This is a genomic window from Marisediminicola antarctica, from assembly GCF_009930795.1.
Taxonomy (GTDB): domain Bacteria; phylum Actinomycetota; class Actinomycetes; order Actinomycetales; family Microbacteriaceae; genus Marisediminicola; species Marisediminicola antarctica.
On the sequence record NZ_CP017146.1, the window covers coordinates 2,983,531 to 3,000,850 of the forward strand.

At 68.6% G+C, this 17,320-nt stretch carries 14 protein-coding genes and 1 riboswitch; of the genes, 6 read left to right on the forward strand and 8 right to left on the reverse strand.

Annotated features, from left to right (window positions below; translation table 11 throughout):
* The 4 genes from BHD05_RS13940 to BHD05_RS13955 form a co-directional block, all read right to left on the reverse strand.
* The gene (locus BHD05_RS13940; protein ID WP_202614228.1) at positions 1-786 is read right to left on the reverse strand and encodes an energy-coupling factor transporter transmembrane component T family protein; all 786 of its coding nucleotides are present in this window, start codon (positions 784-786) and stop codon (positions 1-3) included.
* Positions 783-2,354: an ABC transporter ATP-binding protein gene (locus BHD05_RS13945; RefSeq protein WP_161886962.1), complete on the reverse strand. Its 1,572-nt coding sequence runs from the start codon at positions 2,352-2,354 to the stop codon at positions 783-785. Before BHD05_RS13945 ends, BHD05_RS13940 begins: the two co-directional genes overlap by 4 nt.
* Before the next feature lie 8 nt (positions 2,355-2,362).
* Positions 2,363-2,989, reverse strand: a complete 627-nt coding sequence (locus BHD05_RS13950; RefSeq protein WP_202614229.1) for an ECF transporter S component — start codon at positions 2,987-2,989, stop codon at positions 2,363-2,365.
* A 60-nt stretch (positions 2,990-3,049) separates the two neighbouring features.
* Positions 3,050-3,160, reverse strand: a riboswitch (TPP riboswitch).
* A 23-nt stretch (positions 3,161-3,183) separates the two neighbouring features.
* The gene (locus BHD05_RS13955; protein WP_161886963.1) at positions 3,184-3,645 is read right to left on the reverse strand and encodes a GNAT family N-acetyltransferase; all 462 of its coding nucleotides are present in this window, start codon (positions 3,643-3,645) and stop codon (positions 3,184-3,186) included.
* A gap of 100 nt (positions 3,646-3,745) precedes the next feature.
* On the opposite strand from BHD05_RS13955, the gene glgX reads away from it, so the two are divergent.
* From glgX to treZ, 3 genes are read left to right on the forward strand one after another with little or no spacing between them, the layout of a single operon-like run.
* A complete protein-coding gene (glgX, locus tag BHD05_RS13960; RefSeq protein WP_161886964.1) occupies positions 3,746-5,938 on the forward strand; it encodes a glycogen debranching protein GlgX in 2,193 nt (730 codons plus the stop codon).
* Positions 5,938-8,310: a malto-oligosyltrehalose synthase gene (gene treY / locus BHD05_RS13965; RefSeq protein WP_161886965.1), complete on the forward strand. Its 2,373-nt coding sequence runs from the start codon at positions 5,938-5,940 to the stop codon at positions 8,308-8,310. The genes glgX and treY overlap by 1 nt, the downstream gene beginning before the upstream one ends.
* On the forward strand, positions 8,307-10,019 hold the full coding sequence (gene treZ, locus BHD05_RS13970; RefSeq protein ID WP_161886966.1) for a malto-oligosyltrehalose trehalohydrolase: 1,713 nt from the start codon (positions 8,307-8,309) through the stop codon (positions 10,017-10,019). The genes treY and treZ overlap by 4 nt, the downstream gene beginning before the upstream one ends.
* A gap of 480 nt (positions 10,020-10,499) precedes the next feature.
* Here the strand turns inward: treZ and dinB are convergent, their stop codons facing one another.
* The 4 genes from dinB to BHD05_RS13990 form a co-directional block, all read right to left on the reverse strand.
* Complete coding sequence (gene dinB / locus BHD05_RS13975) at positions 10,500-11,771, reverse strand: DNA polymerase IV (protein ID WP_161886967.1); 1,272 nt, start codon at positions 11,769-11,771, stop codon at positions 10,500-10,502.
* 21 nt (positions 11,772-11,792) lie between these two features.
* Positions 11,793-12,722: an oxygenase MpaB family protein gene (locus BHD05_RS13980; RefSeq protein ID WP_161886968.1), complete on the reverse strand. Its 930-nt coding sequence runs from the start codon at positions 12,720-12,722 to the stop codon at positions 11,793-11,795.
* A 44-nt stretch (positions 12,723-12,766) separates the two neighbouring features.
* On the reverse strand, positions 12,767-13,534 hold the full coding sequence (locus tag BHD05_RS13985) for a M23 family metallopeptidase (protein ID WP_161886969.1): 768 nt from the start codon (positions 13,532-13,534) through the stop codon (positions 12,767-12,769).
* Between the two features lie 145 nt (positions 13,535-13,679).
* A complete protein-coding gene (locus BHD05_RS13990; protein WP_161886970.1) occupies positions 13,680-14,531 on the reverse strand; it encodes a M23 family metallopeptidase in 852 nt (283 codons plus the stop codon).
* 283 nt (positions 14,532-14,814) lie between these two features.
* Between BHD05_RS13990 and BHD05_RS13995 the strand changes: the two genes are divergently transcribed.
* The 3 genes from BHD05_RS13995 (at position 14,815) to BHD05_RS14005 (ending at position 17,275) form a co-directional block, all read left to right on the forward strand.
* Positions 14,815-15,825 carry an aldo/keto reductase family protein gene (locus tag BHD05_RS13995; protein ID WP_161886971.1) on the forward strand — a complete coding sequence of 337 codons (1,011 nt, stop codon included), beginning with the start codon at positions 14,815-14,817 and terminating at the stop codon, positions 15,823-15,825.
* A gap of 115 nt (positions 15,826-15,940) precedes the next feature.
* The gene (locus tag BHD05_RS14000) at positions 15,941-16,501 is read left to right on the forward strand and encodes a YceI family protein (RefSeq protein WP_161886972.1); all 561 of its coding nucleotides are present in this window, start codon (positions 15,941-15,943) and stop codon (positions 16,499-16,501) included.
* 78 nt (positions 16,502-16,579) lie between these two features.
* Positions 16,580-17,275 carry a DUF998 domain-containing protein gene (locus BHD05_RS14005; RefSeq protein WP_161886973.1) on the forward strand — a complete coding sequence of 232 codons (696 nt, stop codon included), beginning with the start codon at positions 16,580-16,582 and terminating at the stop codon, positions 17,273-17,275.
* The last annotated feature ends 45 nt before the right edge of the window (positions 17,276-17,320 follow it).

The following is a 17,320-nucleotide window of genomic DNA, read 5'->3' on the forward strand; positions in this document are numbered from 1 at the left end:
TCACCCGCCGACAATGAAATTCCAGTTTCCGGTCGCGACCGACACCGTGACGGACACCGCGGCGACGACAACGCCGATGACGAGCAGCGCGACCTCGGCGGCGCCAAACCGCGACTCGCGGGCCCAGCTCCGCCGGTTGGAGGCGCCGAAGCCGCGCGCCTCCATTGCCGTCGCAAGTTTGGAGCCGCGGCGGATCGAGAGCACGAGCAACGCGAACGCCTGTCCCGCGAAGCGGCGCAGCCGGCCCCGGTCGGCGATGCCCCGAGCCCGGCGGGCCAGCTCCAGCGACTTCCAATCGTCAATGAACAGGCCCACGAGGCGCAGCCCACCGAGGGCGCCGATCACGAACCGGGAGGGCAGGTGGAGCACCTGGGCGAGGCCGTCGGCGAGGTCGGTGGGATCGACCGTGACGAACAGCACGACCGCGGGCAGCCCGATCGCGAGCACGCGCAGGAGAGTGGCGATCGCGAGCTCGATCGAGCCGTCGCTCACGTTGATGAGGAGGAACTGCAGGTAGCTCTGCCCAGAGGGCTGGCCGTAGAGCAGGATCGTGACGGCGCTGAAGAACGCGGCGATCGTCACGGGGAGGGTGCGCAGGGCGAAGCGGCGCAGCGAGAGCCCGGCGAAGAGGAACAGCACGCTCTCGAACGCGAGGGCGACGGCGGCCGACACCCAGTCGATGCTCAGCACGAGCGCGATGCTGATGATCGCGGTGGCCCCGAGCTTGGCGACCGGGTTCACCCGATAGATGGCCTGGGTGCCCGCCTGGGGGGTGAGCACGCTCACGATCGCGCCTCCAGCCGTAACTCGTCGTCGGCGAGCGCGTCGACGAGCCTCGTGTCATGGGTCACGGCGACGACCCCGCTGCCCGCGTCGAGCAGCTCGGCAAGAAAGGCGACGAGTTCGCGCCAGGTGCGGGCATCCTGGCCGAAGGTCGGCTCGTCGAGCACGAGCAGCCGGGGCCGCGTGACGAGCACCGTGGCGACCGACAGTCGACGCTTCTCGCCGCCGGAGAGGGTGAAGGGGTTTGCGTTTGCGAGGCTGCCGAGCCGCAGCCGCTCGAGTAGCGGGTCGATGCGACGCGCCGTCTGCGCGGCATCCAGCCCGATCGCGCGGGCACCGACGGCGAGTTCATCGCGCACGGTGCCGGCGACGAATTGATGCTCCGGGTCCTGGAACACCGTTCCGATCCGGGTGACGAGCTCGCGCGACTTCCACGAGAGGGGAGCCGAACCGAGTCCGTCGGCGATGCCGCCCGCATCCACGGTGCCGGCGGCGGGCCGGATCAGCCCGGCGAGGGTGAGCCCCGTCGTCGACTTGCCTGTGCCGTTTGGGCCGGTGATTGCGAGGCAGCGTCCCGCGTCGATCCGCAGGTCGATGCCCGAGCGGAGCACGACGCCCGGTCGGCGCCCGACGGCGAGGCCCTCGGTTCGCACGAGCTCGCGTCCCCTCACCCCTGTGCGGGCCGGCGGCTCCGGCGCGTGCCCGGGCACCCAGACGCCGGATGCGGCCAGCGCGGCGCCCTCGCGCGCCAGCACCTCGTCGGGACGGCCGTCGGCGAGAACTCCGCCGCCGGGCGAGAGCACGATCACGCGGTCGACAAGCTTCCACCACACCTCAACGCGGTGCTCGATCACAATGAGGGTGGCATCCGACCCGGCGAGCACCCGCGCGACGGCGTCCCTCACCTCGATCACCCCCTCAGGGTCGAGGTTCGCGGTCGGCTCGTCGAGCAGCAGGAGCCCGGGGCGCATGGCGAGAACCCCGGCGAGCGCAAGGCGCTGCTTCTGACCGCCGGACAGCTCGCTTGTCGGATGCCGGAGGGGAAGGTCCAGGCCTACGGCATCCAGCGCGTCGGCCACGCGGCGCCAGATCTCGTCCCGCGGCAGGCCGAGGTTCTCGCATCCGAACGCCACGTCGTCGCCGACACGGGCGAGAACCACCTGCGAATCCGGATCCTGCAGCACCAGTCCGGCCCGGCCGCGAGCGCTCTCCGGCTCCGCCCCGTCGATGAGCAGCCGTCCCTCGCTGTCGCCCTCGTCCGGGCCGCCGAGCACACCCGCGAGGGCGTGCATCAGGGTGGACTTGCCCGCGCCGGATGCGCCGAGTAGCAGCACGCGCTCGCCGGGCTCGATGCGCAGGTCGAGCCCGCGCAGCGCCCACGCCGAGCGGGTGGCGTGCCGCCAGCCCCAGCCGGTCGTCTCGATGGACGCGCCGCCCGCTGCGCCGCCCGCCGCCCCGACAGAGGCGCCACCGCGCGCGCGCCCGGATGCCGGCGCGGCGGTCGGCGCGGCAGCCGTCGCGGCGGTCGGCGCGGCGGTGCCCTCCGGGGGCGTGAGCGGCGAGGCGGTCATGCGCGTTCTCAGGCGCGCGCGGTCTGGACCCGGCCCGACGCAAACCGGCTGAGCACACCCGTCTTCGCGAGGGCGCGCACGATCAGCCAGGAGCCGAGGCCCGCGATCACGGCACCGGAGATGATCGCGGAGACGGTGTAGATCGCCTGGAATGCGGTGTCGGCTCCCGGGTACCAGAGCACGAGGTCGTTGATGGCCATGGCGAGTCCAGCACCGGCACCCGCGAGGATCGCGACGCCGAGCTTCCAGCTGGAGTAGAGGAATATCAGAAACACGAGCTCTGCGCCGAGCCCCTGCACAAGGCCGGCCTCAATCGTCAGGAACCCGCCCCACTTGGCCCCGAGCAGTGCCGACACCGTGGCGGCGACGACCTCGGTGTAGAGCGCCGCTCCCGGCTTGCGGATGACGAGCCCTCCGAGCACGCCCGCAAACAGCCACACCCCGTAGAACAGCGCTTGCGACCCGGGAAGCAGGGCTTCGAAGGGGGCGGTAACCGGGGCGTACAGCTGGTTCCAGCCGAAGAAGATCAGCGCGGCGGCGACCCCGAGCACGCTCGCGACGACGATATCGACAACTCTCCAGCGGTAGTTGATGCGCTGGAACGAAGCCTTGGTGGTGATGAGTGTGTTCTGCACTATCGTGCCCTTTCAGTGAAATGAAGTGGGCACGGGTGCGGATCGAGACGGTTGCCTCGACCCGGAGAGAATCTGCCTCCCTGCGCTGGCATGATCCAGATCAGGTTCGACGGTCGAAGCTTGGAGAAGCTTCCTCTCAGCCCGGCTCACCGGACTCCCGTGTTCGAGTCGACTATACGCCGGTCCGCGGGTGGTTACACCTCGAGGAGCATTATCGTGCGGCCGTCGCGGGTGCGCCCGACATCGCCGAAGCCGAACGAGCTGTACAGGGCGAACGCGGCATCGTTTCCCGCTCGAACGTTGAGCCCGACCCGGCGAACGCTCGGATGCTCCGACGAGAGCCAGTCGAGAATCGCGGCGACCGCTGCTCGACCGAGCCCTCGGCCCTGTGCCTCCGCCTGGATCAGTAGGTTGTGCACCCACGCCGACTGCGCGCCACCGAGCCGGTCGTCTCGGTCGATGCTCACGGCGACGATCCCGACCGGCTCACCGCGCTCGGCAACCAGGAACGGGTGCCAGACCTGGGCTCCGGGCCGGTCGTGGCACTTCGCGAGCATCAGCGCGGCCGGGGCCACGCGGTGCGATTCGGCGGGGGTGAGACGCACACCGAGGGCGTCGGGGAGGTTGTCGCGAGTGATGGGCGCGAGAACAAGCATCCGCTCAGATTACCGTGCTGTGGACTGCTCTGATCAGCCACGCAGCATCCGGTCGGGCGTTTCGGGATACGGTTGACTTCCATTCTGACTAGGAGCTGCATTGGAAACTTGGCCCGGATCGGCTTACCCGCTCGGCGCAACGTTCGATGGAAGTGGCACCAATTTCGCCATCTTCAGCGAGGCCGCCGAAAAGGTTGAACTCTGTCTATTTGACGAGGACGGCACCGAAACAAAAATTCAAGTCCACGAGGTCGACGCCTACGTGTGGCACTGCTACCTGCCCCAGGTGCAGCCGGGCCAGCGCTATGGCTACCGCATGCACGGCGCGTACGACCCAGAGAACGGCCAGCGCACCAACGCGAACAAGCTGCTGCTCGACCCCTACGCCACGGCGACCGCCGGGGATTTCGACTGGGATCCGTCTCTTTTCTCCTACAACTTCGGCGACCCCACCTCGGTCAACAACGACGACTCCGCACCGCACATGATGCTCGGCGTGGTCATGAATCCGTTCTTCGACTGGGCTGGTGACCGACCACCTCGCATCCCCTACGCCGAGACGGTCATCTACGAGGCGCACGTCAAGGGAATGACCCAGCTGCACCCCGATGTGCCGGAGGAGCAGCGCGGAACCTATGCCGGCCTCGCGCATCCTTCCGTGATCGAGCACCTCCAGCACATCGGTGCCACCGCGATCGAACTCATGCCGGTCCACCAGTTCGTGCAGGACAACACCCTGCTCGAGAAGGGCCTGCGCAACTACTGGGGCTACAACACGATCGGCTTCTTTGCGCCGCACAACAGCTACTCCGCGGCGGGCCAGCTCGGCCAGCAGGTGCAGGAGTTCAAGGGAATGGTGCGCGCGTTCCACGACGCCGGCATCGAGGTCATCCTCGATGTGGTGTACAACCACACGGCCGAGGGAAACCACCTCGGACCGACGCTGAGTTTCAAGGGCATCGACAACGAGGCGTACTACCGCCTCATGGAAGATGACAAGCAGCACTACATGGACTACACGGGCACGGGCAACTCGCTCAACGTGCGCCACCCGCACTCGCTGCAGCTCATCATGGACAGCCTGCGCTACTGGGTCACCGAGATGCACGTCGACGGCTTCCGCTTCGACCTCGCCTCCGCGCTCGCCCGCGAGTTCTACGACGTCGACAAGCTGTCGACCTTTTTCGAGCTCGTGCAGCAGGATCCGATCGTCTCCCAGGTGAAGCTCATCGCCGAGCCATGGGATGTCGGGCCCGGCGGCTACCAGGTGGGCAACTTCCCGCCCCAGTGGACCGAGTGGAACGGCAAGTACCGCGACACCGTGCGCGACTTCTGGCGCGGCGAGCCCTCGACGCTGGGCGAGTTCGCGTCGCGCTTCACCGGCTCGGCCGACCTCTACGAGCAGGACGGCCGACGCCCGGTCGCGTCGATCAACTTCGTCACCGCCCACGACGGCTTCACCATCGCCGACCTCGTCTCCTACAACGAGAAGCACAACGAAGCCAATGGCGAGGGCAACAACGACGGCGAATCGCACAACCGCTCCTGGAACTCGGGCGCCGAGGGTCGGACCGACGATGAGAAGGTGCTGACCCTGCGCGCCCGCCAGCAGCGCAACTTCCTCGCCACCCTCCTGCTGTCGCAGGGTGTGCCGATGGTGCTGCACGGCGACGAACTCGGCCGCACCCAGCAGGGCAACAACAACACCTACGCGCAGGACTCCGAGATCGCCTGGGTGCACTGGGACCGCGCGGACACCCCGCTCGTCGAGTTCGTCTCGTCGATCACGCGGCTCCGCAAGGAGCATCCGACCTTCCGCCGCGCGCGTTTCTTTGACGGGCGCCCCGTGCGACGCGGCGAGGGCGAGCCGCTGCCCGACATCGTTTGGTTGACCCCCGACGGCACCGCGATGAACCCCGAGGACTGGGATGCCGGATTCGGGCGTGCCATCGGCGTGTTCCTCAACGGCAACGGCATCCGCGGCCGCGATGCGCGCGGTGAATTCATCCACGACCGCAACTTCGTGTTGTACTTCAACGCCCACGATGACGTCGTCGAGTTCACTCTCCCGGCCGACGAGTACTCGGCCGAATGGGAGACGGTCGTCGACACCGCCGGTTCGTTCGCGGATGGAGAGCCGATCAAGGCCGGCCAGGTCATCCCGGTCGCCGCAAAGGCCCTCGTGGTCCTGCGCGCATTCACCACAGCGGAGGCCGAGCCCGACCACTCCGTCGCCGCGTCCCTGCTCTACCAAATGCAGACCGAAGCTATCACCCTCCCGAAGGTCACCTGATGCGCCTCCCGATCTCGACCTACCGGCTGCAGATCCGGGAGTCGTTCGACCTGCACAAGGCCGCGGGAATCGCGCGCTACGTGCACGATCTCGGCGCCGACTGGCTGTACTTCTCTCCGCTGCTGAAGGCGGAGGATGGTTCCGACCACGGCTATGACGTGACCGACCACTCGCTCATCGATCCCGCGCGCGGAGGAGCGGCGGGGCTGGATGCCGCGTCGGCCGCCGCGCGCGCGCTCGGCCTCGGCATCCTCATCGACATCGTGCCGAACCACGTCGGCGTTCAGACACCGGCTCAGAGCGTCTGGTGGTGGGACCTGCTCACCCACGGACAGGCCTCACGCTTCGCGGAGGCGTTCGACGTGGACTGGGAATTCGGCGGCGGAAAACTGCGCCTGCCGGTGCTCGGCGACGCCTCCGACGACACGGGCGAGCAGGGGGAACTGGACAAGCTCACGATCACGAAGGGCGAGCTGCGTTACTACGACAACCGGTTTCCCATTGCACCCGGCACGGCCGACGACGGCGCGACACCGGTCGAGGTGCACGCGCGCCAAAACTACGAGCTCATGAACTGGCGGCGGGCCGACGCCGAGCTCAACTACCGCCGCTTCTTCGCCGTGAACACACTCGCCGGCATCCGGGTGGAGACCCCCTGGGTCTTCGACGAGTCGCACGTGGAGATCGTCCGGTGGATTAGCGAGGGCCTCGCCGACGGACTCCGCGTCGACCACCCCGACGGGCTCGCCGACCCGGCCGGCTACCTCGACGACCTCGCCACCGCCACCGGCGGCACCTACGTGCTCGTGGAGAAGATCCTCGAGGGCGAGGAACGGCTGCCGTCGTCGTGGGCCACCGCCGGCACGACCGGCTACGACGCCCTCGCCGACATCGACCGGGTGATGGTCGACCCCGACGGCCGGGCCGCGCTCGACGCTCTCGACTCGAAGCTGCGCGACCAGTCCGAGGTCGTCTCCTGGACCGATCTCATCCACGGCACCAAGCGCGGCATCGCCGACGGCATCCTGTGCTCCGAGGTGCTGCGGATCGAACGCGACCTCGGCCGCGCGGTTGACGAGGTCACGGCCGCGGAGGGCTCTGAGATCTCTCGCACCGCTGACGCACTCGCGGAGCTGCTCGCCTGCTTCCCCGTCTATCGCTCCTACCTCCCGCTCGGGCTCGAGCACCTCCACGAGGCATCCGACCTGGCGAAGAGGCACCGGCCTGAGCTGGCGGAGGAGATCGACTCCCTGCTCGTCGTCTTGTCGGATGCCGAGCATCCGGCCGCGATCCGGTTCCAGCAGACCTCGGGCATGGTGATGGCGAAGGGTGTCGAGGACACCGCGTTCTACCGGTACACCCGCCTGGGCTCGCTCACCGAGGTCGGGGCTGACCCAGCCGAGTTCTCGATCGATGTGGCCGAGTTCCACCACCGCCAGCAGATGCGCCAGGCCAGCTTCCCCGCGTCTCTCACGACCCTGTCCACGCACGACACCAAGCGTGGCGAGGACGTGCGGGCGCGCATCAACGTGCTCGCCGAGATGCCCGACGAGTGGGAGGCCACCCTCGGGCAGCTTCGCGAGCAGGTGCCACTCGGCGACGGACCACTCGAGGTGCTGCTCTGGGAGGCCATCGTCGGCGCCTGGCCGGCATCGCGCGAACGACTGCACGCGTACGCGGAGAAGGCGGCCCGCGAAGCCGGGGACTCCACCACCTGGACGGCCCCGTCGGAGGACTTCGAACAGCGGATGCATGCGCTCATCGACAGCGCGTTCGACAACCCCCGCGTGACCGAGCTCATCGAGGGGTTCCTCGCCCAGATCACCGCCGCCGGCTGGAGCAACTCCCTCTCGGCGAAGTTGATCCAGCTCACGGCTCCCGGTGTGCCGGACGTCTACCAGGGCAGTGAGCTGTGGGAGACCTCCCTCGTCGACCCCGACAATCGCCGCGCCGTCGACTTCGACCTGCGGCAGCTGTACCTCGTCGCGATCGACGGCGGGGTACTGCCCGAGATCGATGAGACGGGTGCCGCGAAACTGCTCGTGGTCGCGCGCGCCCTGCGCCTGCGCCGCGATCATCAGGAGCTCTTCAGCCGGTATGCCCCTCTCGAGGCGCACGGGACCGCCGCGAAGCACGCCATCGTCTTCGATCGCGGCGATGTCGTGACCGTCGCCACTCGGCTCCCGGTCGGACTCGACCGCGCTGGCGGCTGGGGCGACACCACGGTCATCCTCGCCGGACGCCCCGTAGTCGACGTCATCAGCGGACGGGTCTTCGACGGCGGCACGATCGCGCTCTCCGACCTGCTCGACCGCTACCCGGTGGCGCTCCTCGTGCCCACTGACCTCCTCCCGGACGGAGCCGCGCGATGATCCGCGAGATTTGGGCGCCCAACGCTGGCGCCGTCACACTGCTGGCCGACGGCCAGACGCATCCGATGAACGCGGGCGAGAACGGCTGGTGGAGGGTGGACGCGCCCGCCCCGGCATCCGCCTACGGGTTCCTGCTCGACGACGACGCGACCCCGCTGCCCGATCCGCGCTCCCGCCGTCAGCCGGACGGAGTGCACGCACTCTCGCGCGACTTCGACCCCGCGAGCTTCGCCTGGACCGACGGCTCCTGGACCGGCCGCCAGCTCGCCGGCGGCATGATCTATGAGCTGCACCTCGGCACGTTCACCCCCGAGGGCACCCTCGACTCTGCAATCGACCGGCTCGACCACCTCGTCTCGATCGGCGTCGACTTCGTCGAGCTCCTGCCCGTCAACGGCTTCAACGGCACGCACAACTGGGGCTACGACGGCGTCGCCTGGTTCACGGTCTCCGAGACCTACGGCGGACCAGCGGCCTACCAGCGGTTCGTCGACGCGTGCCACTTGCGCGGACTCGCCGTCATCCAGGACGTCGTGCACAACCACCTCGGCCCGAGCGGCAACTACCTGCCCCGCTTCGGCCCGTACCTGCACGAGGAGAGCGCGAACACCTGGGGATCGTCGGTCAACCTCGACTCCCCCGAGGTGCGCCGCTACATTCTCGACAACGCGATGATGTGGATGCGCGACTATCACGTCGATGGCCTGCGGCTCGATGCGGTGCACGCGCTCGTCGACAGCTCGCCGAAGCACCTGCTGCAGGAGATGGCGGAGGAGACGGATGCGCTCTCGGCGTTCCTCGGCCGCCCGCTAAGCCTCATCGCCGAGTCCGACCTCAACGACCCGAAGCTCATCACACCCCGGGAGGCGGGCGGCTACGGTCTGGCCGCGCAGTGGAGCGACGACTTCCACCATGCCGTGCATGTCTCCCTCACCGGCGAGGTCACCGGCTACTACGCCGACTTCGCCAAGCTCGAGTCGCTCGCCAAGGTACTGACGAAGGGTTTCTACCACGACGGCACCTTCTCGTCGTTCCGCGAGCGGAACCACGGCAGCCCGGTCGACACCGAGAACATGCCGACGTGGCGTCTCGTGGTCGCGAACCAGAACCACGACCAGATCGGAAACCGTGCGATCGGCGACCGGTTGAGCGCGACGCTCGACTACGGCCAGCTCGCGATCGCCGCCGTGCTCACGCTCGCTGGCCCGTCCACGCCGATGCTGTTCATGGGCGAGGAGTGGGGCGCGTCAACTCCGTGGCAGTTCTTCACGTCGCATCCGGAGCCCGAGCTCGGCACCGCGACGGCCGAGGGCCGCATCCGCGAGTTCGAGAAGATGGGCTGGGACCCAGCCGTCGTTCCCGACCCGCAGGCGTCCTCGACGTTCACCGACTCGAAGCTCGACTGGTCCGAGCTGCAATCGGGCGACCATGCGCGGCTGCTGGCCGTGTACCGGGCGCTCGCGCGGCTTCGCGCTGAGCATCCGGAGTTCACCGACCCTCGTTTCACGGCGATCGATGTGGACTTCGACGAGGACGCACGCTGGTTCGTGCTGCACCGAGGCACGGCGAGCATCGTGGTCAACTTCGCCGCAACAGAGCAGGAGCTGCCCCTCTCGGGCCGCGTGCTGCTCGCGACGGATGCCGCGACGGCGCTGACCCCGACCGGGATCTGGCTCCCCGGGCACAGTGCGGTGATCCTCGCCCGCTGAAGCCATGAGCCAGGGTCATCCAGTCTCACTGGTCGCACCCCGCACACTCACGATCACGCCGAGTACGCAGTAGTGGCTGCTCCCCCACTGCCGCGAGCGACCACAACTCCGTACTCGACGACGAACGAGGTCACGCCGTCATCCCACCCCGCCACCGGCACCCCGCACACCGCACCGCACACCGCACACCGCACCGCACCGCACCGCACCGCACCGCACCGCACCGCACCGCACCGCACCGCACCGCACCGCACCGCACACCGCACCGCACCGCACACCGCACCGCACCGCACCGCGCACTGCCACCCGGCGAGACGCCGCGCCGACGGGCCCAGCGCAACCGCTCCACGCGCCGGCAGCCACTCACAATCACGCCGAGTACGCAGTAGTGGCTGCTCCCCCACTGCAGCGAGCGACCACAACTCCGTACTCGACGACGAACGAGGTCACGCGCAGGCCGAGCAGCGGCGACACGGGCAGTCAGTCGTCGCTACGGCGGCGCTGTCGTGCGTCGCCGAGCTTGCCGCGCCCCAGCAGGTGGGTGGCCGGTCCGAGCAGCGACGCGGGCAGGAGCGATCCGCGGCCAAACCTCTCGGCGACCCCGTCCACGGCCCGCTCGGTGTCACGCCAAGTCTCGTCCTCGTCCCAGAGCGACGCCGCCTGGCCGCCGGCCGGGGTGAGTTGCTCGACGCGCACCCCGATGAGCCGCACCGTGCCGTGCGCCCCGACGGCATCGTAGATCCCGCGCACCTCCTCGTAGATGCGCCGGCCGAGGTCCGTGGGTTCGGCGATCGTGCGCGACCGGGTGATGGTCGTGAAGTCGGAGTACCGCAGCTTCAACACCACCGTGCGCGCGACCCAGCCGCCGCGGCGCAGGCGCACGGCCACGGCATCCGCCTGGCGCAGCAGCTCCCGCCGCAGCAGCTCGGCGTCGCTCATATCCACCTCGAAGGTCACCTCGTGCCCGATGCTCTTCTCGGCGACATCGGGGGTGACGCGTCTGGGGTCGATGCCGTTGGCCAGGTCGTGCAGCTTGTGGCCCGCCGCGTCGCCGACCGCCCGCTGCAGGTTCGCGAGTGGGGTGGCGGCGATATCGCCGATTGTGCGCAGGCCGCGCTTGATCAGCGTCTCTTCGGTGGTCTGGCCCACGCCCCAGAGGGCTCCGACGGGTAGCGGATGCAGAAACTGCAGCGTCTCCTCGGCCGGAACGACGAGGAGCCCGTCCGGCTTCGCCCGACCGGAGGCGAGCTTGGCGATGAACTTGGTCGACGCGGCACCGACCGAGCAGGTGAGCCGGGTCTCCTCCTGCACGCGCCGGCGGATGAGCCGACCGATCTCGGCAGGGCTGCCGAGCAGCCCGCGCGCGCCCGCGACGTCGAGGAAGGCCTCATCGATGCCGAGGCGCTCGACGATCGGGGTCATGTCGTCGAAGATCGCCATGACCTGGTTGGAGTAGGCGGCGTATTTTTCCCGATGCGGTTCGAGCACGATCGCGTGCGGGCACAGCCGCAGCGCCTGCGATAGCGGGATCGCCGAGCGAACCCCGAACTTGCGTGCCGGATAATTCGCGGCGGTCACCACCGACCGCGACGAGCTCCCGGACACGACGACGGGCTTGTCCACGAGGTCGGGGCGGTCGAGCAGCTCAACCGAGGCGAAGAAGGCGTCGAGGTCGACATGCAGAATCGTCGCGGTCGAGCTGTCGACGCTCTCCGCGCTGACTTGTCGGTCGCTGCCGTCCTGCCTGCTCATCGCACTCTCCCGGTGTCGAGCCTAAGCCGAGCCGCCCACTTCATGGTCGCGGCGCGGATGCTGGGCGTCGAGGCGCGCGATGCGGACGAGCGCGGCATCCTCAGAGGTCGACGACTTGCCGAGCAGCAGGCGCACACCACCGAGCACGACGCGGGTGCCCCAGATGACCGGGAGCCGCGACCGCTTGAGCCCGAGCATCGCCCGGTAGTCCGGCGGGATCGACGCGACGGCGCCGGCGAACATGATGCGGTAGGCCGGCATCATCGAGCGGCGCAGCGGCGGATTGCGGATGAATCGCACGGCCTCGGCTACGCGCTCGTCGTTCTTGTAGACGCCGGCGTCGCGGAATGCGTCGAACTGCCCGCGAAGCTCCGCCTCTGACCGTGGCGGGTTCGCCACGCCGACGAGTTCACCGGCCTTCGCCCACTCGCGCACGTAGCCGTCGGGGCCGCCCGGGATCTCGCCGTCCCAAATCTTGTGGCAGCTGAGGAACGCGTCGGTGAACACCACATGCACCCAGGAGAGCAGCTCGGGGTCCCCCGCAGCATACGGACGCTCCTCGCCGTTCGCGTCGAGGTAGGTGCCGGTGACCCTGTCGTGGAATCGGCCGACCCGGGACGACTCGGCCTCGGCGAGCGTGGTGTCGGCGAAGGTGACGGTGACGAGCCACTGGATCGTGCCGGAGAGGCGCCCGAGCGGGTCCTCGCGGTAGCGGGACCAGTCGTGTACCCCCGCCATTGCCCCGGGATGAAGGGTCTGCATCAGCAGAGCGCGGATTCCGGCAACCATGGTCGCCATGCCGCCGTGCACAGCCCATGCCGCCGAGCCCGGCCCGAAGAATCCAGCGTCGTCGCCCTCCTCGATCTTCCCGACCCAGTGCGGACGACCCTCGTGATTGCCCGACAGGGTCGTCAGCAGGCGCGACCGCCAGGTGTCCGAGAACCGACTCATGATGAGAGGCTAACCGCCGGTCGCTGGGCATCCGCCCAGACGATTCAGGCCACACGCGCGGCGAGGAACGCCGCCGGATCGACGGCAGTGCCGCCGTCCGGACGCACCTCGAAGTGGAGGTGCGCGCCCGTGCAGGATCCCGTGCAGCCGAGTAGCCCGACGACCTGGCCGGCCGTCACGTAATCGCCGACCTGGAGGCCCATCGACCCCGTCTGCATGTGTGCATAGACGCTCGTGACCATCTGGCCGTCGATGAGGTGCTGGATGCGCGCGTGCACGCCGAGGGACGCGTAGCCCGGCGCGTTCGTCTCGACGACGACGCCCGCCGCCATCGCCCCGATGGGGGTGCCGGAGGGTGCATTGAGGTCGATGCCCTGGTGGTCGCTCGAGCACCCCGCGCAGCTCCGGGGGCCGAAGTCGCTGCTCATGCGCGTCGTCGGGGGCAGGGGCCACCGCACGGCTGGCGGCGCCACCACCCCGTAGGCGTCCCGCGGTGCTGCGGAGATTACCGCGGTCGGCGCGGTCGGCGCGGTTGCCGCGTCGGCGACGGAGAACGTCTGCACGCGGCCGGACTGCTGGTTCGCGGCGCTCGCGTCGAACGCGGCTGCGCTCGGAAGGACGAAGGCGACCGACATGACGATCGCGAAGGCGCCCGCGAGCGCGGACAGGAGGCGCTGGCTCGCGTGGACGGCGCCGAGACCGGGTCTGGTCGCTCGGTGGAAATGGGCGACGGCGGGAGGGGTCGTGACGTTCGCTACGGTCGCCGCCTCGGCGGGCTCGGAGGCGCGCAGGATGAATCGTTGTTTCGGCAAGTGGGGGGTCGCTGACTGTTGGCACGCGCGCGGCGTGGGACTCGCGGAGAGGAGTCCGGGCGGACGCGCGACGGTGAGCGGGGATCGATCGAACAATGACCCTGCCCGACCCAGCTGGCAGAGTGCTGGGAGCGCGGCGGGTCGACTACCCGAGACGGGCCCGCATCCAGGACACAGGGTCGACCGCAGCGCCGCCTCCCGGCTGGATCTCGAAATGAAGATGGGTGCCGGAGCACGAGCCGGTGCAGCCCATAGCGCCGATCACCTGTCCGGGGGCGACCGTCTGCCCCGTCGCGACCTGAACCGAGCCGGACTGCATGTGGGCGTAAAGAGTCTCGACCATTTCGCCATTCACCACGCTCTGAATCCGCACGTGCACCCCGTAGGACGAATAGCCCGAACCGAGGGGCGGCAGAACTACCCCGGCCGCCATGGACCAGATCGGGGTGCCAGCGCCGGCATTGAGGTCGACTCCCTGGTGGAAGCTCGAGCATCCGCCGCAGCTTCGCGGGCCGTAGGCGCTGCTCATGGGCGTTCCCGCGGGCACCGGCCACTGCAGGGACGCCGATGACGACGACGGCGTCAGCGACATCTTCATCGGGGACGCAAAGGTCGAGACCACGCGCGGGGGCGGCGGAGGCGGCGGGGGTGGCGGCGGCGGGGCAGCCGTGACGGTGTAGCCGTCGCGCGCGACCGCGGGACCGGGTACCTCGCCATCGACGGGGGCCATCGCCTGAACGTCGCCTTGCTCAGCCTGGCCGCCTATCGCGGTCGTCTCGTATGCCTGCGCATTGGGCACGACGGCCGCGATGGATGCCGTGAACGCGAACACCACGGCGATCATCGCGAGCACCTTGCTCCCGCCGCGAAGCACGGCCATCGCCGACCGGTGTGGCCTGTCCCGCTGCGTCCGGACCTGGCCGGGGGCGGCAGAGAGAGGGGCGGATGCTGGCGCCTCGACACTTCCGCTGTGGCGGGTCTGCAGGGCGCGGGACATTCGTTGAGGTGGCACGAGGAGGAGATTCCTGACGTTCGGCGCGCAAGTTTCACGCGGTGACGCGCGACGAGTCGCACGCTCATTAGCAGGTATTCGGGTTGCCCGTAATGTGGCCGTTACCTAATTAGGCTAGGGGCCCAGCGGCGCCGCGTCAAAATTTCACGTTATACGTGTTGCATTCGCGTGTATCCACAGGCCGCCCAAGGCCGAGTCGCGCACCCCTGTCGCGTGCGCCAGCGCAGCCCACGTGACCGGCCCAGTGCGGGGCAGTAACGTGGGCGTCATGGAATTCAGATACCTCGGAAACAGCGGCCTCAAGGTCTCGGCGATCACCTACGGCAACTGGCTCACGCACGGTTCGCAGGTCGAGAACGAAACGGCGGTCGGCTGCGTCAGGGCGGCCCTCGACTCGGGGATCACGAGCTTCGACACCGCAGACGTCTACGCGAACACGGTCGCCGAGAAAGTGCTCGGCAAGGCCCTCAAGGGGCAACGCCGAGAGTCACTCGAGGTCTTCACGAAAGTGTTCGGGCCCACCGGGCCAAAGGGCCCGAACGACTCCGGGCTCTCCCGCAAGCACATCCTCGAGTCGATCGATGGCTCGCTGCAGCGTCTGAAGACCGATTACGTCGACCTCTACCAGGCCCACCGGTACGACGTCGAGACCCCACTCGAGGAGACGATGCAGGCGTTCGCCGACGTCGTGCGCCAGGGGAAGGCGCTCTATATCGGAGTATCCGAGTGGACGGCCGACCAGCTTCGCGCCGGCCACGCGCTCGCCACGGACCTGAACATCCAGCTCATCTCGAACCAGCCGCAGTACTCGATGCTGTGGCGGGTCATCGAGGCCGAGGTCGAGCCGGTCTCACGCGAACTCGGCATCAGCCAGATCGTCTGGTCGCCGATCGCCCAGGGCGTGCTCACCGGCAAGTACAAGCCCGGATCCGCCCTGCCGAAGGGCAGCCGTGCCACCGATGAGAAGGGCGGCGCCAAAATGATCGAGCGGTTCATGACGCCCGAGGTGCTCGCGTCAGTGCAGGAACTGAATCCCATAGCCAAGGAGCTCGACCTCGACCTGGCGCAGCTCGCCATCGCCTGGGTGCTGCGCAACTCAAACGTGGCATCGGCAATCATCGGAGCGTCCCGCCCCGAGCAGGTGACCGCGAACGCGAAGGCAGCCGGGGTGACCCTCTCGGAGGAGACTCAGTCCCGCATCGACGCCGTGCTCGGGCATCTGGCCGAATACAACCCGGCTCGGACCCACGAGCAGTCGCCAAAATCCCGCGAAACCTGACCACTTGGGTGATTCCCGATCGAAATACCGGATCGGGAATAACTCGCTGATCAATGCGCTTGCATACATCTGAGCCCCGGCTCATCCCTGTCAGCTCGACCAAAGGACGTCAACCATGACCACGCTCAGCGCAGACACCATTCCCGGATACGTCGCCGGAACCTGGAAGATCGACCCTACCCACTCCGAGATCACCTTCTCGGTGCGCCATCTCGCGATCTCCAAAGTGAAGGGATCGTTCGAAACGTTCGACGTCACGGTTGAGACCGGCGAGAACCCGCTCGATACCAAGCTCACCGCCTCGATCGACGTCGCCTCGGTGAACACGCGCCAGAAAGACCGCGACAATCACCTCCGTACCGGTGACTTCTTCGCGATCGGCGAACACCCCACCATCGAGTTCGTCTCGAACGCGGTGCGCCAAGACGGCGATGTGCTGCACATCGACGGCGACCTGACGATGCGCGGCGTGACCAAGCCCGTCACGTTCTCCGGCGAGTTCGGCGGAATCATCGTCAACGGCTACGGTCAGACCGTCGCCGGCGCGTCGTTCGCGACCAAGATCAACCGCCACGACTTCGGCGTGAGCTGGAACGCGGCCGTCGAGGCCGGTGGACTTACACTCGGCGACACGGTGTCAATCTCCATCGACGCTCAGGTCGCGCTTCAGGCGTAACCCGCACGTGCGGCGGCCGCGGCGCCAACCCTCACCGGGGTGGGCGCCGCGGCTGTTTCTGCGCCCTACGCTTGGACGATGAGCCCCGCCCGCAGACAACGCATCGCGGGCATCGTGCTCCTGTTCGGATTCGTCTACCTGGCCTTCGAGTTCATCACGGCGATGGCCTGGGTGGATCCGCCGTACGACTGGGCGGCGAACTACATCTCCGACCTCGGCTTCGCCGACTGCGCTGTGATCGACGGGATGCGACTGTGCTCGCCGCTGCATCCGCTGATGAACGCGGGCTTCCTCGTTCAGGGCACGGTCTTCACCATCGGCAGCATTCTCGTTGTGCGCCTGATGCTCCCCGCGCGTTGGATGCGCGTGCTCGTCGGCACTCTGCTCGTACTCTCGGGAGTCGGAACCTTCCTGGTCGGCATCTTCCACCAGAGCCTGGGCCTGTACGAGGCCGGGCTGAACGGCTTCCATGTGTTCGCGGCCTTCCTGTCGATCGGGGCGGGGAACATCGGCATCCTGCTGCTCGGGCTTCTCGTGCTCGGCGACCGGGAGTGGCGGGGCTATGGCATCGCCGTCGTCGCCATCGGCGTGATCGGGATCGCTGCCAGCCTGCTCCTGCTGGCCGGCAACGACCTCGGGGTCGGCATCGGCGTGGTCGAACGGGTCGCCGTCTACCCGCTGAACGCATGGACCATCGGCACCGGCGTCGGGCTGCTCGTGAAGGGCATCCGCGACCGGAGGCGACTCGCCCGCGCGCGCGCCGCCGCCGCCTGAGGCGGCCGCGTCGATCCTGCGACCGACCCCGTAGTCACCGCGGCA